Below are 21327 nucleotides of genomic sequence, written 5' to 3'. Positions count from 1 at the left end.
GATTCGGACGCAAAACCCAAGGTCGGCACGGAGTGCCACCTCTAAACCTCTCGCGTCAGGCCCCCGCGACGGCCTCGCGCACGTCGTCCGCGAACCGCACGGAGGCGTCCCGCAGGGCCGCGACCGAAGGTCCCGCCTTGAGCACTCCACGGCTCACACTCGGTACGACATTGCGCGCGGCGGAGCCGAACACCGACGGAAGATCGGCCGCCGTGGCACCCTGCGCCCCGATGCCGGGGGCGAGGAGCGGGCCGTTGATGTCGAGTTCGTAGGAGGACAGATCGCCCAGCGTCGCGCCGACCACGGCTCCGAAGGAGCCCATGGGGCGCTCCCCCGCGTTCTCCTGCGCGAGGTGCGCGAGCATCGTCGCGCCTACGTTGCGGCCGGCCGGGTCGTCGGTGCGCACCGCGTGCTGGACCTCGCCGCCCTCGGGGTTCGAGGTGAGCGCCAGCACGAAGAGGCCGGCTCCGGACTCGCGGGCCAGGTCCACGGCGGGCTTCAGGGACCCGTAGCCCAGGTACGGCGAGACGGTCAGGGCGTCCGAGAACAGCGGGGAGTCCTTGTGCAGGAAGGTCTCCGCGTACGCGGCCATGGTGGAGCCGATGTCGCCGCGCTTGGCGTCCATGACGACGAGGGTCCCGGCGGCGCGCAGGTCCGCCACGGCCCGCTCCAGGACCGCGACACCCCGCGAGCCGAACCGTTCGAAGAACGCCGACTGGGGCTTGACCACGGCCACCGTGTCGGCCAGCGCCTCTACGCACGCGTGCGTGAAGGTCTCCAGGCCCTTGATGTCGTCGTTCAGCCCCCAGGAGGACAGCAGGGCGGCGTGCGGGTCGATGCCGACGCAGAGCGGCCCGCGCTCATCCATGACGCGGCGCAGGCGCGCGCCGAAGGGTTCCAGCACAGTCATGCGGAAGCCTGCTTCCTCACATCGGCGCCGATCGCGTCGGCGAGCGTGTCGTACGGGGAGTCGTTCAGGCGGGCGGCGAGGCCCTTGTGGATCGCGCGGGCGTAGCAGGGGCCTTCGTAGATGAAGGCCGAGTAGCCCTGGATGAGCGTGGCACCGGCGAGGATGCGCTGCCAGGCGTCCTCGGCGTTCTCGATGCCGCCGACGCCCATGAGCGTGATCCGGTCGCCCACGCGCGCGTAGAGGCGCCTCAGGACCTCCAGGGAGCGCTCCTTGAGGGGCGCGCCGGACAGGCCGCCGGTCTCGCTCACGACGTCGCCCTTGGTGGCGAGGCCCTCGCGGGAGATCGTCGTGTTGGTGGCGATGATGCCGTCGAGGCCGAGTTCCACGGCCAGGTCGGCGACCGCGTCGACGTCCTCGTCGGCGAGGTCGGGCGCGATCTTGACGAGGAGCGGGACGCGACGGCTCTTCACCGTGCGGTCCGCGGCCTCGCGCACGGCGCTCAGGAGCGGCCGCAGCGCCTCGGTGGCCTGGAGGTTGCGCAGGCCCGGCGTGTTCGGCGAGGACACGTTCACGACGAGGTAGTCGGCGAACGCGGCGAGCCGCTCGGTGGACTTCACGTAGTCGCCGACGGCCTCGGCCTCCGGCACGACCTTGGTCTTGCCGATGTTCACGCCGACCGTGGTCCTGAAGACCGGGTTGCGGGAGGCCAGGCGGGCCGCCACGGCCAGCGAACCCTCGTTGTTGAAGCCCATGCGGTTGATGAGCGCGCGGTCCTGCACGAGGCGGAACAGGCGCTTCTTGGGGTTGCCGGGCTGGGCCTCGCCCGTCACGGTGCCGATCTCGACGTGGTCGAAGCCCAGCATCGACATGCCGTCGATCGCGACGGCGTTCTTGTCGAAGCCTGCGGCAAGGCCGAAGGGGCCGTGCATACGCAAGCCCAGGGCTTCCGTACGCAACTCCTTGTAGCGCGGCGCGAGATACGCGGCTACGAAGGTGCGCAGAACGGGCGTGCGGGCCGCGAGGCGGATCCAGCGGAAGGCCAGGTAGTGGGCCTTCTCCGGGTCCAGGTGCTTGAAGACGAGGTTGAAGAACAGCTTGTACATGCTGGAAGTCCTATAGGTCCTCATGAGGCGGCGGCCTCATGAAGAGGGGGACACCGTTGTGGTGTCCCCCTCTTGGGCTGCTGGATCCTTAGTCGCGGGCCGCCGTCAGGCGTTCCGCGTGTTCCTGCAGTGAGCGCACGCCCACGTCGCCGTGGCCGAGCGCCTCGATGCCCTGGACGGCCGCGGCGAGCGCCTGGACCGTGGTCAGGCACGGCACGGAGCGGGAGACCGCCGCCGTCCGGATGTCGTAGCCGTCGAGGCGGCCACCGGTGCCGTACGGGGTGTTGACGATCAGGTCGACGTCGCCGTCGTGGATCAGCTGGACGATCGTCTTCTCGCCGTTCGGGCCCTCGCCCTCGGACTGCTTGCGCACGACCGTGGCGTTGATGCCGTTGCGCTTGAGGACCTCGGCGGTGCCGGAGGTGGCGAGCAGCTCGAAGCCGTGGGCGACCAGCTCGCGCGCCGGGAAGATCATCGAGCGCTTGTCGCGGTTGGCGACGGAGATGAACGCCCGGCCCTTCGTCGGCAGCGGACCGTAGGCGCCCGCCTGCGACTTGGCGTACGCCGTGCCGAAGACGGAGTCGATGCCCATGACCTCGCCGGTGGAGCGCATCTCCGGGCCGAGGACCGTGTCGACGCCGCGGCCGTGGATGTCGCGGAAGCGCGACCACGGCATGACGGCCTCCTTGACGGAGATCGGCGCGTCCATCGGCAGCGTGCCGCCGTCGCCGGTCTTCGGGAGCAGGCCCTCGGCGCGCAGCTCGGCGACGGTGGCGCCCAGCGAGATGCGGGCGGCGGCCTTCGCGAGCGGCACCGCGGTCGCCTTCGAGGTGAAGGGGACCGTGCGCGAGGCGCGCGGGTTGGCCTCCAGGACGTAGAGGATGTCCCCGGCCAGGGCGAACTGGATGTTGATGAGTCCGCGCACGCCGACGCCCTTGGCGATGCCCTCCGTGGAGGCGCGCAGGCGCTTGATGTCGTAGCCGCCGAGCGTGATCGGGGGCAGCGCGCACGCCGAGTCGCCGGAGTGGATGCCGGCCTCCTCGATGTGCTCCATGACGCCGCCGAGGTAGAGCTCCTCGCCGTCGTAGAGCGCGTCGACGTCGATCTCGATGGCGTCGTCGAGGAAGCGGTCGACGAGGACCGGCCGCGAGGGGCTGATCTCCGTCGACTCCTCGATGTACGAGGAGAGGCGCTCCTCGTCGTAGACGATCTCCATGCCGCGGCCGCCGAGCACGTACGACGGGCGGACGAGGACCGGGTAGCCGATCTCGTCGGCGATCGTCTTCGCCTCCGCGAACGTCGTGGCGGTGCCGTGCTTCGGGGCGGGCAGTCCCGCCTCGGCGAGCACGCGGCCGAAGGCGCCGCGGTCCTCGGCGGCGTGGATCGCCTCCGGGGGCGTGCCGACGACGGGCACGCCGTTGTCCTTGAGCGCCTGCGCGAGGCCCAGCGGGGTCTGGCCGCCGAGCTGCACGATGACGCCCGCGATCGGGCCCGCGAGCGACTCCGCGTGGACGATCTCCAGGACGTCCTCGAGGGTCAGCGGCTCGAAGTAGAGGCGGTCGGACGTGTCGTAGTCCGTGGAGACCGTCTCCGGGTTGCAGTTGACCATCACGGTCTCGTAGCCCGCGTCGCTGAGCGCGAAGGAGGCGTGGACGCAGGAGTAGTCGAACTCGATGCCCTGGCCGATGCGGTTCGGGCCCGAGCCGAGGATGATCACGGCGGGCTTCTCGCGCGGCGCGACCTCGCTCTCCTCGTCGTACGAGGAGTAGAAGTACGGCGTCTTGGCGGCGAACTCGGCGGCGCAGGTGTCGACCGTCTTGTAGACCGGACGGACGCCGAGCGCGTGCCTGACCTCGCGGACGACGTCCTGGCGCAGACCGCGGATCTCGGCGATCTGCTGGTCGGAGAAGCCGTGCCGCTTGGCATCGGCGATCAGCTCACGGGTCAGCTCGGGGGCGGCCGCCAGCTCGTCGGCGACCTCCTTGATGAGGAAGAGCTGGTCCACGAACCACGGGTCGATCTTCGTGTAGTCGAAGACCTCCTGGGGCGTGGCGCCGGCGCGGATCGCCGCCATGACGGTGTTGATGCGCCCGTCGGTCGGGCGCACCGCCTCTTCGAGGAGAGCCGTCTTGTCGCCGGTCTCGCCGACGAACGTGAACTGCGAGCCCGCCTTCTCCAGGGAGCGCAGCGCCTTCTGGAACGCCTCGGTGAAGTTGCGGCCGATGGCCATGGCCTCGCCGACCGACTTCATGGTCGTGGTCAGCGTGGAGTCGGCGCTGGGGAACTTCTCGAAAGCGAAGCGCGGCGCCTTCACGACTACGTAGTCGAGCGTCGGCTCGAAGGAGGCCGGCGTCTTCTCGGTGATGTCGTTCGGGATCTCGTCCAGCGTGTAGCCGACGGCCAGCTTCGCGGCGATCTTCGCGATCGGGAAGCCGGTGGCCTTCGAAGCGAGGGCGGACGAACGCGAGACGCGCGGGTTCATCTCGATGACGATGACGCGGCCGTCTTCGGGGTTGATCGCGAACTGGATGTTGCAGCCGCCGGTGTCGACGCCGACCTCGCGGATGATCGCGATGCCGACGTCACGCAGTCGCTGGTACTCGCGGTCGGTCAGCGTCATCGACGGGGCGACGGTGATCGAGTCACCGGTGTGCACGCCCATCGGGTCGAAGTTCTCGATGGAGCAGACGACCACGACGTTGTCGTTCTTGTCGCGCATCAGCTCCAGCTCGTACTCCTTCCAGCCGAGGATGGACTCCTCCAGGAGCACCTCGGTGGTCGGCGAGAGCGTGAGGCCCTGCCCGGCGATGCGGCGCAGCTCCTCCTCGTCGTGCGCGAAGCCGGAGCCCGCGCCGCCCATGGTGAAGGAGGGGCGGACGACGACCGGGTAGCCGCCGAGCTCGTCGACACCCTTCAGGACGTCGTCCATGGAGTGGCAGATGTACGAGCGGGCGGACTCGCCGTACCCGATCTTCCGCTTGACCTCCTCCACGACGCCCTTGAAGAGGTCGCGGTCCTCGCCCTTGTTGATCGCCTCGACGTTGGCGCCGATCAGCTCGACGCCGTACTTCTCGAGGACACCCTGGTCGTGCATGGAGATCGCGGTGTTGAGCGCGGTCTGGCCACCGAGGGTGGGCAGGAGCGCGTCGGGGCGCTCCTTGGCGATGATCTTCTCGACGAACTCGGGGGTGATCGGCTCGACGTACGTGGCGTCGGCGATCTCCGGGTCGGTCATGATCGTCGCCGGGTTGGAGTTGACCAGGATGACCCGCAGGCCCTCCTGCTTCAGCACCCGGCAGGCCTGGGTGCCGGAGTAGTCGAACTCCGCGGCCTGGCCGATGACGATCGGGCCCGAGCCGATGACGAGTACGGACTTCAGGTCGTTGCGCTTAGGCACGGGCGGACTCCATCAGGGCTGTGCTCATCAAAGACACGAAGCGGTCGAAGAGGTACGCGGCGTCGTGCGGACCGGCCGCCGCTTCGGGGTGGTACTGGACGCTGAACGCGGGCTGGTCGAGGAGCTGGAGCCCCTCCACGACGTTGTCGTTGAGGCACACGTGGGAGACCTCGGCGCGGCCGAAGGGGGTCTCGCTCACCTTGTCCAGCGGCGCGTCCACGGCGAAGCCGTGGTTGTGCGCGGTGACCTCGACCTTGCCGGTGGTGCGGTCCTGCACCGGCTGGTTGATGCCGCGGTGGCCGTACTTCAGCTTGAACGTGCCGAAGCCGAGGGCGCGCCCGAGGATCTGGTTGCCGAAGCAGATGCCGAACAGCGGCGTCTTCCGCTCCAGGACGGCGGTCATCAGCGCGACCGGGCCGTCGGCGGTGGCCGGGTCACCCGGGCCGTTGGAGAAGAACACGCCGTCGGGGTTCACGGCGTACACGTCGTCGGCGCTCGCGGTCGCGGGCAGCACGTGCACCTCGATGCCGCGCTCGGCCATCCGGTGCGGGGTCATGCCCTTGATGCCGAGGTCGATCGCGGCGACGGTGAACTTCTTCTCACCGATCGCCGGGACGACGTACGCCTCCTTGGTGGCGACCTCCTCGTACAGGCTCAGGCCCTTCATGGCGGGCTGCGCCTGTACGCGGGAGACGAGCTCGGCGTCGGCCGGGAGCGTCTCGCCGGAGAAGATGCCGGAGCGCATGGAGCCGCTCTCGCGCAGGTGGCGGGTGAGGGCGCGGGTGTCGATGCCGGAGATGCCGACGATGCCCTGCGCGACCAGCTCGTCGTCCAGGCTGCGCTCGGCACGCCAGTTGGACGGCACGCGCGCGGGGTCGCGCACGACGTACCCGGAGACCCAGATGCGCTTCGACTCGTCGTCCTCGTCGTTCCAGCCCGTGTTGCCGATCTGCGGGGCGGTCGCGACCACGATCTGGTGGGCGTACGACGGGTCGGTGAGGGTCTCCTGGTAGCCGGTCATGCCGGTGGAGAACACGGCCTCGCCGAAGGTCTCCCCCACGGCCCCGTAGGCGCGGCCGCGGAACACCCGGCCGTCCTCCAGGACGAGAACGGCAGGAGCCTTCGCGGCTCCCCTGGTGGAGGTGGTCATCGTGCGGTGCCTTCCGTCGTGATCTTCGTGTCGATCATGTTGTTGATGGTGCTGACCCACTCCGCCTGCTCGGCGGCGTGGTCGGAGCGGAATCCGGAGTCGATCAGCTTGTCGCCGTGCGCCCAGGTGACGATCAGCATGCCGCCCTCCGTGAGGACCTTGCCCGCGATGCCCTTGTCGAGCCGGGCCTCGCGCAGCGCCTCCACCGGGACGAAGAAGTCGCTCGCTCCGGGGCGTACGGCGTTCAACCCCGCGTCGGTGAGCGTCAGCTCGACGCGGCTGCGGGTGCCGAGTCCGTGCGCCACGATCCGGTCGAGCCACTGTCCGGCGGTGGTCGAGCCGTGGTAGCGGCCGCTCAGCTCCAGTTTCACCGGGCCCTGCTCGGTCGGCGCGTCGGGCAGCGGCGGCAGGTCGCCCTGAAGGGTGCCGCGCCACTTCCAGCCCTGACGCATCAGCCAGTAGACGAGCGCGATGAACAGCAGCAGACCGACGATCCAGCCGATTCGGTTCGGCCAGTCCGTCACGTCCGCCGACTTCTGTTCGGCAGCGAGGACAGCGAGTGATTGCAGAGGTGTCACGCGAGCTTCCCGTCGGCGAGGGTGGCCTTGCCCCGCAGCCAGGTGTGGGTGACGCGCCCCGGCAGCTCACGGCCCTCGTAGGGGGTGTTGCGGCTGCGGGAGGCGAAGCCCGCGGGGTCCACGTCACCACGGTAGTCGGCGTCGACGAGAACCAGGTTCGCGGGCTCACCTGCCGAGACGGGACGTCCATGCCCGCGGGCCTGTCCGATCTCGGCGGGCTTCACGGACATCCGCTCGGCGACCCCGGCCCAGCTCAGCAGGCCCGTCTCCACCATCGTCTGCTGCACCACGCTGAGCGCGGTCTCCAGGCCCACCATGCCCATGGCGGCGGCGGCCCACTCGCAGTCCTTGTCCTCGTGCGGGTGCGGGGCGTGGTCGGTGGCGACGATGTCGATCGTGCCGTCGGCCAGCGCCTCGCGCAGCGCCATGACGTCCTTCTCGGTTCGCAGCGGCGGGTTGACCTTGTAGACCGGGTTGTACGAGCGCACCATCTCGTCGGTCAGGAGCAGGTGGTGCGGGGTGACCTCGGCGGTGACGTCGATGCCGCGGGACTTGGCCCAGCGGATGATCTCGACGGAACCGGCGGTCGACAGGTGGCAGATGTGCACGCGGGAGCCGACGTGCTCGGCGAGCAGCACGTCGCGGGCGATGATCGACTCCTCGGCGACGGCGGGCCAGCCGCCGAGGCCCAGCTCGGCGGAGACGGTGCCCTCGTTCATCTGTGCGCCCTCGGTGAGGCGGGGCTCCTGCGCGTGCTGCGCGACGACGCCGCCGAAGGCCTTCACGTACTCCAGGGCGCGGCGCATGATCACGGCGTCGTGGACGCACTTGCCGTCGTCGGAGAAGACGGTGACGCCGGCGGCGGACTCGTGCATGGCGCCGAGCTCGGCGAGCTTGACGCCCTCCAGGCCGACGGTGACGGCGCCGATGGGCTGCACGTCGCAGTAGCCGTGTTCCTGGCCGAGCCGGTAGACCTGCTCGACGACGCCGGCGGTGTCGGCCACCGGGAACGTGTTGGCCATGGCGAACACGTTCGTGTAGCCACCGGAGGCGGCGGCGCGGGTGCCGGTGAGGACCGTCTCGGAGTCCTCGCGGCCGGGCTCGCGCAGGTGGGTGTGGAGGTCGACGAGGCCCGGGAGGAGGACCTTGCCCTCGGCCTCGACGACGTTCTCGACGCCATCGGCGGACAGTCCGCTGCCGACCTCGGCGATCACGCCGCCGTCGATCAGGACATCCTGCGGCTCGCCGCCGAGCACCTTCGCACCACGGATAAGGGTCTTGCTCATGATTACTTCGTCTCCTCGGTACGAGAGTGGGACACGGCGGGCTCGTTGCCGCCGAGAAGCAGGTACAGGACGGCCATCCGCGTGTGCACGCCGTTGGCGACCTGCTCGATGACCGTGCAGCGGTCGGAGTCGGCGACCTCGGCGGTGATCTCCATGCCGCGGACCATCGGTCCCGGGTGCATCACGATGGAGTGCTCCGGCATCCGCGCCATGCGGTCGCCGTCGAGCCCGTAGCGGCGCGAGTACTCACGCTCGGTGGGGAAGAACGCGGCGTTCATCCGCTCCCGCTGCACGCGCAGCATCATCACCGCGTCGGACTTGGAGAGGGTCGAATCGAGGTCGTAGGAGACCTCGCAGGGCCAGCTCTCGACGCCGACCGGCACCAGGGTGGGCGGCGCGACGACGGTGACCTCGGCACCGAGCGTGTGCAGCAGGTCGACGTTCGAGCGGGCGACGCGGCTGTGCAGCACGTCGCCGACGATCGTGACGCGCTTGCCGTCGAGGCCCTTGCCGATCCCGGCGTCGGGGCCGACGAGCCGGCGGCGCATCGTGAAGGCGTCGAGCAGCGCCTGCGTGGGGTGCTGGTGGGTGCCGTCACCGGCGTTGATGACGGGCGCGTCGATCCAGCCGGAGGTCGCGAGCCGGTACGGGGCGCCGGACGCGCCGTGCCGGATGACGACGGCGTCGACGCCCATGGCCTCGAGGGTCTGGGCGGTGTCCTTGAGGGACTCGCCCTTGGAGACGCTCGACCCCTTGGCGGCGAAGTTGATGACGTCGGCGGACAGGCGCTTCTCGGCGGCCTCGAACGAGATCCGCGTACGCGTCGAGTCCTCGAAGAACAGGTTGCAGATGGTCCTGCCACGCAGCGCGGGCAGCTTCTTGATGGGCCGGTCGGCGACGCGGGCCATCTCCTCGGCGGTGTCGAGGATGAGGACGGCGTCGTCGCGGGAGAGGTCGGCGGCCGAGATGAGGTGTCGCATCATCTGGGGTGCTCCGTAAGGCAGTTCAGGAGATTCAGGACATACGGGCGCGCGAGGGCACACCTTTCGGGCCGTACGCGGGCGCGCGCACAGCGGAGAAGGGGTGCTACTGCTCGGCCGCCTGGGCGTCCGGCTTGGCACCGAGCAGCACGGCGTCGCGGCCGTCCTCCTCGGCGAGCTGGACCTTGACCGTCTCCCGCAGCGACGTGGGGAGGTTCTTGCCGACGTAGTCGGCACGGATGGGGAGTTCGCGGTGGCCGCGGTCGACGAGGACGGCGAGCTGCACGGCACGCGGGCGCCCGATGTCGTTCAGGGCGTCGAGGGCGGCGCGGATGGTGCGGCCGGAGAAGAGCACGTCGTCGACGAGGACGACGAGTCGGCCGTCGATGCCGCCACCCGGGATCTCGGTGCGGGCGAGCGCGCGCGGCGGGTGCATGCGCAGGTCGTCGCGGTACATCGTGATGTCGAGCGAGCCGACGGGGATGGCGCGGCCGGTGATCTCTTCGAGCTTCTCGGCCAGCCTGCGGGCGAGGAAGACGCCTCGCGTGGGAATGCCCAGGAGGACCACGTCCTCGGCGCCCTTGGCGCGCTCGACGATCTCGTGGGCGATGCGGGTCAGTACCCGCGCGATGTCAGGGCCTTCGAGTACGGGCCGGGCATCGGACTGCTGCGTGTCCATAAGAAACGGACCCCCTTCTCCGCCTCACGGGACGGACCTTAAAGGACGTCGGATTTGCGTCGTCAACAATACCAGCCTCCACAACATCCCTGATCACCCGCTTGGAGGTGCGGGACGGCCGAATTCACGAGAAGGTCGGTACGGACCATTCGGCTTGACGCGGCCAAGTAACGCTGCGTAACCTCACAGTGAGTTACAGCCACGCGGCGCAGCCGCTTAGTGATGCAGTGTCCGGGGAGCTATATGTCCAGCGAATACGCCAAACAGCTCGGGGCCAAACTCCGCGCGATCCGTACCCAGCAGGGCCTTTCCCTCCACGGTGTCGAGGAGAAGTCCCAGGGACGCTGGAAGGCGGTCGTGGTGGGGTCGTACGAGCGCGGCGACCGTGCCGTGACCGTGCAGCGCCTCGCCGAACTGGCGGACTTCTACGGCGTGCCGGTGCAGGAGCTGCTGCCGGGTACCACCCCCGGTGGCGCCGCCGAGCCGCCGCCCAAGCTGCGCCTCGACCTGGAGCGCCTTGCCCACGTGCCGCCGGAGAAGGCCGGTCCGCTGCAGCGTTACGCCGCCACGATCCAGTCGCAGCGCGGTGACTACAACGGCAAGGTGCTCTCCATCCGCCAGGACGACCTGCGCACCCTCGCCGTCATCTACGACCAGTCGCCCTCGGTCCTGACCGAGCAGCTGATCAGCTGGGGCGTGCTCGACGCGGACGCGCGCCGCGCGGTGGCGCACGACGACGTCTGACCCGGCCCGCACGCCGCAGAAACGTCACAGCCCTGAGGGGGCGGAGCGATTGGGCTCCGCCCCCTCAGGGGTTTCCGGGGTCGGCCCGCGCCCTCGGTGTTCCGGCCCCACGCCCTCGGATCCGGGACACCGGCGCACGGCCACGGGGCTCCGCCCCGGACCCCGCGCCTCAAACGCCGGCGGGGCTGAAAATGCCCGGGCAGCCGGGCCGGGCCGCTGGCTTTCGTCCAGGAGCGGGGCTCAAGATGCCCGGGCAGCCGGGCCCCGCTGACTCTCGTCCAAGAGGGGGCTGAAAACGCCCCTCACGTCCGGTACAGGCGTCCGATCACCTCGGGCAGCAGGCGGGCGCTCAAGCGTGGCGGGAGTGCCTGGAGGACCGCGAGGACGGGGGCCATCCGCTCCGGCAGCCGGCCGCCCTCCCCCACCCCGGCGAGGGCGAGCGCGATCTCGACCTCCTGCGAGGTCAGCGTGTCCGGATCCAGCGTTGCCGCCGCCTCGACGACCTCCGGATCCACCCGAACGGGCCCCAGCTCACGAGCCCGTCCCACCGCCTTCTCCAGCTCGGCGAGCAGAATCCGCACGGTCTCCGGTTGCGCGACCGCCGCGGTCACCGTCAGATGCAGCGTGGCCGGTGAGCTCCCGAACGCCGGCTGCGGCTGCAGGTACCAGCCGCTCCCCCGCAGCTCGTCCGCCACCACGAAGACATCGACGTCCGGGTCGTCGGACGCCACGGCGATCAGGGACGCCTCGGGCCGCGCGGCGAGCCGCAGACCGCCGATCCGTTCGACACCGTCGGCGAGCGCGCGGGTCGTCCGGTGTACGCGCGTCGACAGCACCGCGTAACCTTCGGCCCCGACGCGCTCCGTCACCGCCCAGGCCGCCGCGAGGGGCCCGGCCGACTTGGTGCCCTGGAGCGTGGAGTTGACCACGGGGTAGCCGGGCCAGGCGGCGTGCGCGAACCAGCCGTGGCGGCGCAGCTCCGCCTCGCGGAACAGGAGCAGCGAGGCGCCCTTCGCCGTGTACGCGTATTTGTGCAGGTCGACGGAGAGCGACGTCACCCCGGGGACGGACAGGTCGAACTCCGGGACGCCCGCGACGTCCTGCCCCTGCCGCCCCGCGTGCCGCAGGTGCCCGAGGTACCACCCGCCGATGCACGCGTCGACGTGGCACAGCGCCCCGCGCCGCTCCGCCTCCCGCGCCACCTCCACAACCGGGTCGATGACTCCGTGTGCGTACGAGGGGGCGGAGACCACGACCAGGGCGGTGCGCTCGGAGAGCGCCGCGGCCACGTCGGCCGGGCGCACCTTGAAGGTGTCCGGGTCCACGGGGACGCTCACCACGTTCAGGCCGAAGAGTTCGGCGGCCTTGTGGAAGGCGGCGTGCGCGGTCTCGGGCAGCACGAGTTCGGGCTCGGTCACCCCGCGTTCCTTGCGGGCGTACTGACGCGCGGTCAGGACGGCGAGCAGACAGCTCTCGGTGCCGCCGCTGGTGAACGTGCCCGCGCTGCCGCCGAGCAGCGCGGTGGCCCGCCGCACCAGGTCGTTCTCCAGCTCCACGACGCTCGGGAACGCCGTCATGTCCAGCCCGTTGACCCCCGCGAACGCGGCCTGCGCCGCGTTCGCGAGTTCGTCGAGGCCTTCGAGTCCGGAGTCGTAGACGTACGCCATGGTGCGCCCGCCGTGTACCGGAAGGTCGCCCGCGCGCAGCGCGGTCAGCCGCGCCAGGATCGGGTCTTCGGTCGTCATGCGGACTCCGGTGACATGACCAGAACTTAGCGAGGGTCCCCGGAAACGCACCAGGCCCGGAGCAGAACATTGTTCATGTTCTGCTCCGGGCCCACGGAACGATGGTGCGCGCGGCGGCGGGGCTCAGGCCTCGTCGCGGCGCAGGGACGACTTCAGGTCCTTGAAGCGACCCAACAGTCCGTTGATGAACGCCGGGGACTCGTCGGTGGAGAACTCCTTGGCCAGCGAAACGGCCTCGTCGAGCACCACGGCGTCCGGGGTCCCGTCGACCCAGACCAGCTCATAGGCGCCGAGCCGCACGATGTTGCGGTCGACGACCGGCATCCGGTCGAGGGTCCACCCGACGGCGTACTGCGAGATGAGCTCGTCGATCCGGGACGCCTGCTTGGCGTACCCCTCGACCAGCTCCATCGTGTACTCGCTGACCGGTGGCTGCCGCGTGTCGCTGCGGGAGTGCCGGATCCAGTCCGCGAGGACCGTCAGGGGATCGGCGCCGCGCTGGTCTGCCTCGAAGAGGATCTGGAAGGCGCGCTTGCGGGCCGTATTACGGGCAGCCACGGTTAGCTGTTCACCCGGCCGAGGTAGTCGCTCGTGCGGGTGTCGACCTTGATCTTCTCGCCCTGCGTGATGAAGAGCGGGACGCCGATCTGGTGGCCGGTCTCCAGGATGGCGGGCTTGGTGCCGCCGGTGGAGCGGTCGCCCTGGACGCCCGGCTCGGTCTCCTTGATGACGAGCTCGACGGCGGCCGGCAGCTCGACGAAGAGCACCTCGCCCTCGTGCTGCGCGACGGAGGCGGTGAAGCCCTCGATCAGGAAGTTTGCGGCGTCACCGACGGCCTTGCGGTCGACGTGCAGCTGGTCGTACGTCTGCATGTCCATGAACACGAAGTAGTCCCCGTCCATGTACGAGAACTGCATGTCGCGCTTGTCAATGGTGGCCGTCTCGACCTTGACGCCGGCGTTGAACGTCTTGTCGACGACCTTGCCGGAGAGCACGTTCTTGAGCTTGGTGCGCACGAAGGCAGGGCCCTTGCCGGGCTTGACGTGCTGGAACTCGACGACGGACCAGAGCTGGCCCCCGTCGAGCTTGAGCACCAGGCCGTTCTTGAGGTCGTTCGTGGAAGCCACGGTTGCGGAATCTCCTGGACTGACGTGGACGACCCAGGGGCACGCGAGCAGCCTTTGCGGGCTAGAGCGCGAGCAGCTCCTTGGTCGTAATGGTGAGTAGCTCGGGTCCGCCGTCCGCCTCGGGGCGGACGACGAGCGTGTCATCGATCCGGACGCCGCCCCGACCCGGGAGGTGGACCCCCGGCTCGACGGTGACCGGCACACAAGTGTCCAGTTTACCCATGGCTGCAGGGGCCAACTGCGGGTCCTCGTCGATTTCGAGTCCCACACCGTGTCCCGTGAGCGGCGCGAGCCCGTCACCATACCCTGCCGCGTCCAGGACGTGACGGGCGGCCCTGTCCACTTCGCGGCACTCGACGCCGGGCGCCAGACTCTCCCGACCGGCCCGCTGAGCGGCGAATACGAGGTCGTACAGCTCGATCTGCCAGTCCGCGGGCGAGGTTCCGATGACGAACGTACGGCCGATCTCGCAGCGGTAGCCGCGGTACGTCGCGCCCAGGCACACGGAGAGGAAATCCCCCTCTTCGACCCGGCGGTCGGTGGGCCGGTGGGCCACGCGTCCCGAGTTCGGGCCCGTGCCCACGGAGGTGGGGAAGGCGGCGCCGTCGGCGCCGTGGTCGACAAGTCGACGTTCCAGTTCGAGGGCGAGGTGACGCTCCGTGCGGCCGACGAGGATGGACTCGAGCAGTTCGCCGAGTGCCTGGTCGGCGATCTCGGCCGCGATCCGCAGGCAGGAGATCTCCTCCTCGTCCTTGACGAGGCGCAGCTGCTCGACCGCGCTGTTGAGGTCCAGCAGCCGGAGTCGGGGCGCCACCGAGCCGACCGCGCGGTGCCGGGCCACCGTCAGGTGGTGCTCCTCGACGACGAGCGAATCGGCTCCGCGGGCCGCGGCCACGTCCGCGGCGGCGACGGCCGGGTCACCCCCGGGTACGTCCAGGACCTGGACCCGCAGCGCCTCGTCGAGCCTGCCGTCGGCGGGTTCCTCGCTCGGCGCCCGCGCGCACAGCAGGAGGTCGTCACCGCCGCCGAGGTCCCGGCCCAGCAGGAGGACGGCGCCGTTCGGTGCCGTTCCCGCCAGGTAGCGGACGTTGGCGGGCAGCGAGACGAGGGCGGCCGCGCCGCCGCCAGCCGTCGCGCGCTCTCTGAGCCGGTCCCGTCGGGCCGCGTACAACACCTCTGCCATGACGCCGAGCGTACGAGCGGGTGGGCGGGGCGGCCGTATCAGCGCGTCCGGACGGGTCCCTGCGGGGGTCTACGCGTGGGCTACCACTGCGGTGGGCTGGTGATGGCGCGGGCCAGCACCTCGTCCAGGACCTGGGCCGTTCCGGGGACGTCCAGTTGGGAGTTGTCGATGATCGGGAGGCCCGAGCCGTACCAGCCGGCCATCCGCCCGTGGATGCGGGCGACCTCCTCGTCGGTGAGGCGGCGGTTGCCGCTGCGCCGAGAGTTGCGCTCCAGGACGATCTCCAGGCCGGGCAGGAGGACGACGGGCAGCAGGCCGGGGCCGACGTGCCGCTTCCAGCCGCCCAGGCCGACCACCGGCCGGTCCGGGAACACCGCATCGTCGAGGATGCAGGAGATTCCATTCGCCAGAAAGTTGCGCGCCGCGAAACCGCAGGTGCGGCGGGCCAGCCGGTACTGCGCCTCGCTGTTGTCGTTCCACCCCGACTGCGGGTCGGCGAAGCCGGAGCGCACCCATTCCCGTACGTCGTCGAGGCTGATGTGGGCCGTCGGGACGCGTCGGCTCTCCGCCCAGTACTTGGCGACGCTGGTCTTGCCGGCGCCCGCGGGGCCTATGAGCAGTACGGCGAGCGTGGTGGACGTCGAGTCGGCGGGTGCCTGCGCGGGCGGCGGGCTCGGCACGGCGACGGGGGCGCCGGCCGGGAGCTGCACATGGCCGGTGGTCTCGCGCGGCGGCTGCGGCGGTGGCGGGGCGACGGCCGGGGCCTGCGGCGCTTGGATGTGCGGGGGCTGGGCGGGCGGATGGTGCGGCGGCGCTCCGCTGAAGCCCGGCATGCCGGGCGGTGGCGGCAGCGGAGACCCCCCTGCTTGCTGCATCCGGTGCCACTCCATCTCGTACGACGGTCACTTGGGCGCCGGCGAACGGGGCGCTACCGAACGGTACCGTCCCCGGCCGCCGTTGTGTGAACGGCCGGGGAGGTCGCGACGTGCCCGAACGTGAACGGACCGCCCTATTCCGCCACTTCGCCGTACGCGGCGAGCAGTACGGCGGGGTCGGGTCCCTCCAGGACGGTGGGCCTGCCGAGGCCGTCGAGGACGATGAAGCGCAGCAGATCGCCGCGGGACTTCTTGTCGACCTTCATCGTCTCGAGCAGCTTGGGCCACTGGTCGTAGCGGTAGGACAGCGGCAGCCCCACCGACTTCAGGACCGTGCGGTGGCGGTCGGCGGTCGCGTCGTCCAACCGGCCCGCCAGGCGGCCGAGTTCGGCGGCGAAGAGCATGCCGATGGAGACGGCCGCGCCGTGCCGCCACTTGTAGCGCTCGTTCTTCTCGATGGCGTGCGCGAGCGTGTGCCCGTAGTTGAGGATCTCGCGCAGGCCCGCCTCCTTGAGGTCGGACGAGACGACCTCGGCCTTGACCCGGATGGCGCGCTCGATCAGCTCGGCGGTGTGCTCACCCGTGGGCGTACGGGCCGACTCCGGGTCCTCCTCGATGAGTTCGAGGATCCGCTCGTCGGCGATGAACCCGGCCTTGATGACCTCGGCGAGACCGGACACGAAGTCGTGCACCGGCAGCGAGTCGAGGGCGGCCAGGTCGCACAGGACTCCGGCCGGCGGGTGGAAGGAGCCCACCAGGTTCTTGCCCTCGGCGGTGTTGATGCCGGTCTTGCCGCCGACCGCCGCGTCGACCATGGCGAGCACGGTCGTCGGGATGGCGATCCAGCGCACGCCGCGCAGCCAGGTCGCGGCCACGAACCCGGCGAGGTCCGTCGTCGCGCCGCCGCCGACGCCGACGACGACGTCGGAGCGCGTGAAGTTGGACTGCCCGAGGGCCTTCCAGCAGTACGCGGCGACCTCGGCGGTCTTCGCCTCCTCGGCGTTCGGCACCTGGATGGCGATCGCCTCGAAGCCCTGGCCCGCCAGGTCGTCGCGGAGCGCCTCGCCGGTCTCGGCGAGCGCCTCCGGGTGCACGATGGCGACACGCTTGACCTTGTCGCCGATCAACGAGCCCAGCTCACCCAGGAGTTGGCGCCCCACCAGGACCTCGTACGGGTCCGTGCCGGCGGTGCCGCCGACGTGGATACGGGTCACTTCCTCGCTCATGCCTGCTTCAACTCCAGTGCGTCGAGGACCGCTTCGGCGACCTCTTCGGGGGTGCGGCCGTCGGTGGCCACGACCACCCGGGCGACCTCGGTGTACAGATGCCGGCGCGCCTCCATCAACTCCCGCCACTGCTTGCGGGGGTTGACGGCGAGCAGCGGCCGGGCCGTGTTCAGACCGGTGCGCTTGACCGCCTCTTCCACATCCATCGACAAATAGACGATGGTCGGCTGCGCGGCGAGCAGCGCGCGGGTGTCGGCATCGAGGATCGCGCCGCCGCCGAGCGAGAGAACGCCCTCGTGGCCGGCGAGCGCGGTCGCCACGGAGGCCTTCTCCAGCTCCCGGAAGCGCGCCTCGCCCTCGTCGACGAAGATCTCCGCGATGGCGCGGCCCTGTGCGGTGACGATGTCGTCGTCGGTGTCCCGGTAGGCGCAGCCGAGCCGCTCGGCGAGCAGCGCGCCCACCGTCGACTTGCCGACGCCCATCGGTCCTACGAGGACGATCTGCGGGCCGCTCACCGGATCTGGAGGTTGTCGAGGTACGAGGTGACGTTGCGCCGGGTCTCCGGCACGCTGTCGCCGCCGAACTTCTCGGCGACCGCGTCCGCGAGGACGAGCGCGACCATCGCCTCGGCGACGATGCCGGCGGCCGGCACGGCGGAGACGTCGGAGCGCTGGTGGTGGGCCTGCGTGGCCTCGCCGGTGGCGACGTCCACGGTCTGCAGCGCGCGCGGCACGGTCGCGATCGGCTTCATCGCGGCGCGTACCCGCAGCAGCTCACCGGTGGTCAGGCCGCCCTCGGTGCCACCCGCGTGGCCCGTGGTGCGGCGGATGCCGTCGGCCGTCTTCACGATCTCGTCGTGCGCCTGCGAGCCGGGCACGCGCGCCAGCTCGAAGCCGTCGCCGATCTCGACGCCCTTGATGGCCTGGATGCCCATGAGCGCACCGGCCAGGCGCGCGTCGAGCTTGCGGTCCCAGTGCACGTGCGAGCCGAGGCCCACCGGCACGTCGTAGGCGAGGACCTCGACGACGCCGCCGAGCGTGTCGCCGTCCTTGTGGGCCTGGTCGACCTCGGCCACCATCTGCTTCGACGCATCCGCGTCCAGGCAGCGCAGCGGGTCCGCGTCCAGCTTCTCGACATCGGCGGGGGTCGGGTAGACGCCCTGCGGCGCCTTCACCGAGCACAGCTCGACGACGTGGCTGACGATCTCGATGCCGACCGTCTCCTTGAGGTACGACCGGGCGACCGCGCCGAGCGCCACGCGGGCGGCCGTCTCGCGGGCGGAGGCACGCTCCAGAATCGGGCGGGCCTCGTCGAAGCCGTACTTCTGCATGCCCGCGAGGTCGGCGTGGCCGGGCCGGGGGCGGGTCAGCGGCGCGTTGCGCGCCATGTCCTTGAGGATCTCCGGGTCGACCGGGTCACCGGACATGACCTTGTCCCACTTGGGCCACTCGGTGTTGCCGACCATGATCGCGACCGGGGAGCCCATGGTCAGGCCGTGCCGGACGCCGCCCAGGAACGTGACCTCGTCCTGCTCGAATTTCATCCGGGCCCCGCGGCCATAGCCGAGGCGCCTCCGTGCCAGGTGGTCCGCCACCATCTCCGTGGTGATCGGAACGCCGGCGGGAAGACCCTCCAGCGTCGCGACGAGTGCGGGGCCGTGCGACTCCCCCGCGGTCAGCCAGCGCAACCTGCTCAACGGTGCTCCTCATGCTCGCGCTCTGTGTATGGGAACGATCCTCCCATGCCCGCGGAGCCCGGTGTTTCCGGTGTCCGGGGTGCGGACGCCACATGAGACGCGAGCCACACGCGCAAGCGTCAGCCGAGCGCCTTCACGCCCGCCGCGCGCATGGCGGCGAGCACCGGGCGGGTGTCGCCGGTGAACTGCTCGAACTGGAAGACGGCCTGGTGCACGAGCAGGTCGAGCCCGCTGAGCACCGCCCCGCCGCGCCGCTCCCAGGCGGCCGCCAGTGGCGTGGGCCACGGGTCGTAGAGGACGTCGAAGAGCGTGCCGACGCTCTCCGGCACCGCCTCGACCAGGTGGTCCGACCCGCCCTTCGGCGTCGTGGCGATCACCAGCGGGGCCTCGAAGGCCCGCGCCGCGTCGTTCCAGTCCGCCGTGCGGACCTGCACCCCGAGCCGCTCGCCCCAGCCGCGCATCTCGTCGGCGCGCTGCTCGCTGCGTACGTAGGTGACGACCTCGCCGGTGCAGATCCGGGAAAGCGCCGCGAGTGCGGAGGACGCGGTGGCGCCCGCGCCGAGGATCGCCGCCGACTCGACCTTCTCCACGCCGCGCTCGTGCAGCGCCGCGATCAGCCCCGGGATGTCGGTGTTGTCGCCGACCTTCCGCCCGTCCTCCTTGAGGACAACCGTGTTCACGGCCTCCACGGAGCGCGCGGCCTCGGTGATCTCGTCGAGCAGCGGGATCACCGCACGCTTCAGCGGCATCGTCAGCGAGAGGCCGGCCCACTCGGGCCCGAGCCCGGCGAGGAAGGCGGGCAGCGCCGCCTCGTCGGTCTCGAACCGGTCGTACCGCCACTCGTCGAGACCCAGCTCCGCGAACGCCGCGTTGTGCAGCTGCGGCGAGAGCGAGTGGGCGATGGGCGAACCCAGAACCGCCGCCCTGCGCACGTCAGTTGGCCTGGCTGGCATTGAACTTTTCCCTCAGCTTCTCGAACTCGGCGCGGGTCTTGGCGAACTCGGTCTTGTGCATGCCGTCCGTGGCCACGAAGTAGATCCAGCCGCTGTCCGTCGGGGTGATCGTCGCGGCGAGGGCCACGTCGCCGGGGTTGCCGATCGGGCCCGGTGGCAGCCCCTTGCGCGTGTAGGTGTTGTACGGGTCCTTATTGCTGTTGATCTCGGACTCGCCGATGTTGATGTTGCTCTGATTCTTGAGGTAGTTGAAGGTCGAGTCGAACTGCAGGAGCTGGTTGGTCTCCGTGTTCGAGGTCTTGAGGCGGTTGTAGACGACCTCGGCCATCTTCCGGAAGTCGTCGTGCGTCTTGCCCTCGGCCTGGACGAGGCTCGCGACGGTGAGCACCTGCCACGGGCTGTCGAGGTGCAGCTTCTTGGCCTCGCCCTCGAGGTCGAGGCGCTCGTACTTGTCGTTGGCCCGCGAGACCATGTCCTTCAGGACCTCCTCGGGCTTCATGCCCTTGGCGGCCGCGTAGCTCGACGGGTAGAGGAAGCCCTCCAGCGGGTCCTTCACCGTGCGGTGGTCCAGCGCCCAGTCGGGCAGGCCGAAGTCCTTGTAGTCCTTCTTCGCGACCTTGGCCGTGGTGCCCTTGGAGACCTTGAGCTTCTTGTCGATCAGCTCGTAGACCTTGGCGTTGCGCCAGCCCTCGGGGATCGTCAGGTTGGCGTGGCTCTCCGGGCTGAGCAGCAGGTCGACGGCGCTCGACGCGGACATCCGCCGCTCCATGACGTACGCGCCGTCCTGGATCGACTTGCCCTTCGGGTCCGCCGACTGGGCGGCGACGAACGCGTCGACGCTCTGTACGACGCCGGCGTCCTTGAGCTTCTGCCCGATGGTGTAGCCGCCGGAGCCCTTCGGGATGACGACGGTGACCTGCTCGCCGTTGCCCTCGCCCGCGTAGTCCGGCGCCGCGCCGAAACGATCCTGGTAGAACTGGTAGCCGAAGTAGCCGACGCCGCCGACAGCGGTCGCGAAGATCGCCGTGAGGACCAGGCACGCGCAGCCGCTGCGCCGCTTCTTCGGCTTCTTGCCGCCGCGGCCCCGGCGACCGGCGCGGCCCTCGTCGTAGTCGTCCTCGTCGTCACCGCCGCCGTTGAAGAACGCTTCCTCGCCCTGGTCGGGGCCGGCGTCCCAGCCGGTCCCCGGGTCCTGCGGGCGGCGGTGGCCGGGCGGCTCCGGCGGCGGGTAGGCGCCGGGGGTGTTGTAGTAGTCCGGCTCCTCGCCGTTGTACGCGGCGTGCTGACCGGTGCCGTAGGGGTCCGCGGGGTCCACGCCGTAGGGCGGCTGCCCCTGCGAGCCGGTGTCCCAGTCCCAGCCACCGTTCTGGCCCTGCTGGCCGCCGTACGACTGCTGACCGTAGCCGGGGTGCTGCCCGTATCCGGGGTCCTGGCCGTAACCGGGGTCCTGCCCGTAGCCGTAGCCCTGCTGACCGTTGGTGTCCCAGTCACCGCCGTAGGCCTGCTGCGGGTCGTAACCACCCTGGCCGCCGTAGGCAGCCTGGCCGTGCCCGGCCTGCTGCCCCCATCCCTGGTCCCCGTACAGCGGGTCCGCGGGATGCCACGGTTCGGAGCCTTGGCCCCGGCCATACTCAGTCATCGGTCCCCTACAAGCCGCGAGGCGGGATGGGCCGCTGTCCGATCTGGAAGGTCACC

19 protein-coding genes are annotated in these 21327 nt (G+C 70.5%); 1 reads left to right on the top strand and 18 read right to left on the bottom strand.

Annotation, left to right across the window (positions count from 1 at the left end):
- Window positions 1–55: 55 nt before the first annotated feature.
- The 8 genes from pyrF to pyrR all read right to left on the bottom strand — a co-directional run bounded on the left by pyrF (window position 56) and on the right by pyrR (window position 10083).
- Window positions 56–910: an orotidine-5'-phosphate decarboxylase gene (gene pyrF / locus ABT004_RS13960; RefSeq protein WP_351335565.1), complete on the bottom strand. Its 855-nt coding sequence runs from the start codon at window positions 908–910 to the stop codon at window positions 56–58.
- Window positions 907–2013 (bottom strand): quinone-dependent dihydroorotate dehydrogenase, encoded by a 1107-nt coding sequence (locus ABT004_RS13955; protein WP_351335563.1) that lies wholly within the window; start codon window positions 2011–2013, stop codon window positions 907–909. Before ABT004_RS13955 ends, pyrF begins: the two co-directional genes overlap by 4 nt.
- A gap of 88 nt (window positions 2014–2101) precedes the next feature.
- Window positions 2102–5410 carry a carbamoyl-phosphate synthase large subunit gene (gene carB / locus ABT004_RS13950; RefSeq protein ID WP_351335560.1) on the bottom strand — a complete coding sequence of 1103 codons (3309 nt, stop codon included), beginning with the start codon at window positions 5408–5410 and terminating at the stop codon, window positions 2102–2104.
- Window positions 5403–6560 carry a glutamine-hydrolyzing carbamoyl-phosphate synthase small subunit gene (gene carA / locus ABT004_RS13945; RefSeq protein ID WP_351335558.1) on the bottom strand — a complete coding sequence of 386 codons (1158 nt, stop codon included), beginning with the start codon at window positions 6558–6560 and terminating at the stop codon, window positions 5403–5405. The genes carB and carA overlap by 8 nt, the downstream gene beginning before the upstream one ends.
- Entirely contained in the window at window positions 6557–7138 is a 582-nt protein-coding gene (locus tag ABT004_RS13940) for a PH-like domain-containing protein (RefSeq protein ID WP_351335555.1), read from the bottom strand. Before ABT004_RS13940 ends, carA begins: the two co-directional genes overlap by 4 nt.
- Entirely contained in the window at window positions 7135–8424 is a 1290-nt protein-coding gene (locus tag ABT004_RS13935; protein ID WP_351335553.1) for a dihydroorotase, read from the bottom strand. The genes ABT004_RS13940 and ABT004_RS13935 overlap by 4 nt, the downstream gene beginning before the upstream one ends.
- Window positions 8425–8426: 2 nt before the next feature.
- A complete protein-coding gene (locus tag ABT004_RS13930; protein ID WP_351335550.1) occupies window positions 8427–9407 on the bottom strand; it encodes an aspartate carbamoyltransferase catalytic subunit in 981 nt (326 codons plus the stop codon).
- A gap of 103 nt (window positions 9408–9510) precedes the next feature.
- Window positions 9511–10083, bottom strand: coding sequence for a bifunctional pyr operon transcriptional regulator/uracil phosphoribosyltransferase PyrR (pyrR, locus tag ABT004_RS13925; protein WP_351335547.1), 573 nt, complete (start codon window positions 10081–10083; stop codon window positions 9511–9513).
- Window positions 10084–10326: 243 nt separating this feature from the next.
- Between pyrR and bldD the strand changes: the two genes are divergently transcribed.
- On the top strand, window positions 10327–10827 hold the full coding sequence (gene bldD, locus ABT004_RS13920; RefSeq protein ID WP_266721805.1) for a transcriptional regulator BldD: 501 nt from the start codon (window positions 10327–10329) through the stop codon (window positions 10825–10827).
- 302 nt (window positions 10828–11129) lie between these two features.
- Here the strand turns inward: bldD and ABT004_RS13915 are convergent, their stop codons facing one another.
- The 10 genes from ABT004_RS13915 to mltG all read right to left on the bottom strand — a co-directional run bounded on the left by ABT004_RS13915 (window position 11130) and on the right by mltG (window position 21271).
- Window positions 11130–12572, bottom strand: coding sequence for a pyridoxal phosphate-dependent decarboxylase family protein (locus ABT004_RS13915; RefSeq protein ID WP_351335543.1), 1443 nt, complete (start codon window positions 12570–12572; stop codon window positions 11130–11132).
- A gap of 123 nt (window positions 12573–12695) precedes the next feature.
- Window positions 12696–13130: a transcription antitermination factor NusB gene (nusB, locus tag ABT004_RS13910; RefSeq protein WP_351335540.1), complete on the bottom strand. Its 435-nt coding sequence runs from the start codon at window positions 13128–13130 to the stop codon at window positions 12696–12698.
- A gap of 2 nt (window positions 13131–13132) precedes the next feature.
- Window positions 13133–13699 (bottom strand): elongation factor P, encoded by a 567-nt coding sequence (efp, locus tag ABT004_RS13905; RefSeq protein ID WP_351335537.1) that lies wholly within the window; start codon window positions 13697–13699, stop codon window positions 13133–13135.
- A gap of 61 nt (window positions 13700–13760) precedes the next feature.
- Complete coding sequence (locus ABT004_RS13900) at window positions 13761–14882, bottom strand: M24 family metallopeptidase (protein WP_351335535.1); 1122 nt, start codon at window positions 14880–14882, stop codon at window positions 13761–13763.
- An 80-nt stretch (window positions 14883–14962) separates the two neighbouring features.
- On the bottom strand, window positions 14963–15757 hold the full coding sequence (locus ABT004_RS13895) for an AAA family ATPase (RefSeq protein ID WP_351335532.1): 795 nt from the start codon (window positions 15755–15757) through the stop codon (window positions 14963–14965).
- A gap of 134 nt (window positions 15758–15891) precedes the next feature.
- Window positions 15892–16983: a 3-dehydroquinate synthase gene (aroB, locus tag ABT004_RS13890; RefSeq protein ID WP_351335529.1), complete on the bottom strand. Its 1092-nt coding sequence runs from the start codon at window positions 16981–16983 to the stop codon at window positions 15892–15894.
- A complete protein-coding gene (locus ABT004_RS13885; protein ID WP_351335526.1) occupies window positions 16980–17498 on the bottom strand; it encodes a shikimate kinase in 519 nt (172 codons plus the stop codon). The genes aroB and ABT004_RS13885 overlap by 4 nt, the downstream gene beginning before the upstream one ends.
- Window positions 17495–18679 (bottom strand): chorismate synthase, encoded by a 1185-nt coding sequence (gene aroC / locus ABT004_RS13880; protein ID WP_351335523.1) that lies wholly within the window; start codon window positions 18677–18679, stop codon window positions 17495–17497. The genes ABT004_RS13885 and aroC overlap by 4 nt, the downstream gene beginning before the upstream one ends.
- A gap of 119 nt (window positions 18680–18798) precedes the next feature.
- Window positions 18799–19632 carry a shikimate dehydrogenase gene (locus ABT004_RS13875; protein WP_351335520.1) on the bottom strand — a complete coding sequence of 278 codons (834 nt, stop codon included), beginning with the start codon at window positions 19630–19632 and terminating at the stop codon, window positions 18799–18801.
- On the bottom strand, window positions 19613–21271 hold the full coding sequence (gene mltG / locus ABT004_RS13870) for an endolytic transglycosylase MltG (protein WP_351335517.1): 1659 nt from the start codon (window positions 21269–21271) through the stop codon (window positions 19613–19615). Before mltG ends, ABT004_RS13875 begins: the two co-directional genes overlap by 20 nt.
- Between the last annotated feature and the right edge of the window lie 56 nt (window positions 21272–21327).

This window comes from Streptomyces sp. NPDC002790 (assembly GCF_040295505.1).
Taxonomy (GTDB): domain Bacteria; phylum Actinomycetota; class Actinomycetes; order Streptomycetales; family Streptomycetaceae; genus Streptomyces.
This window is presented reverse-complemented; position numbering and strand designations above follow the sequence as displayed.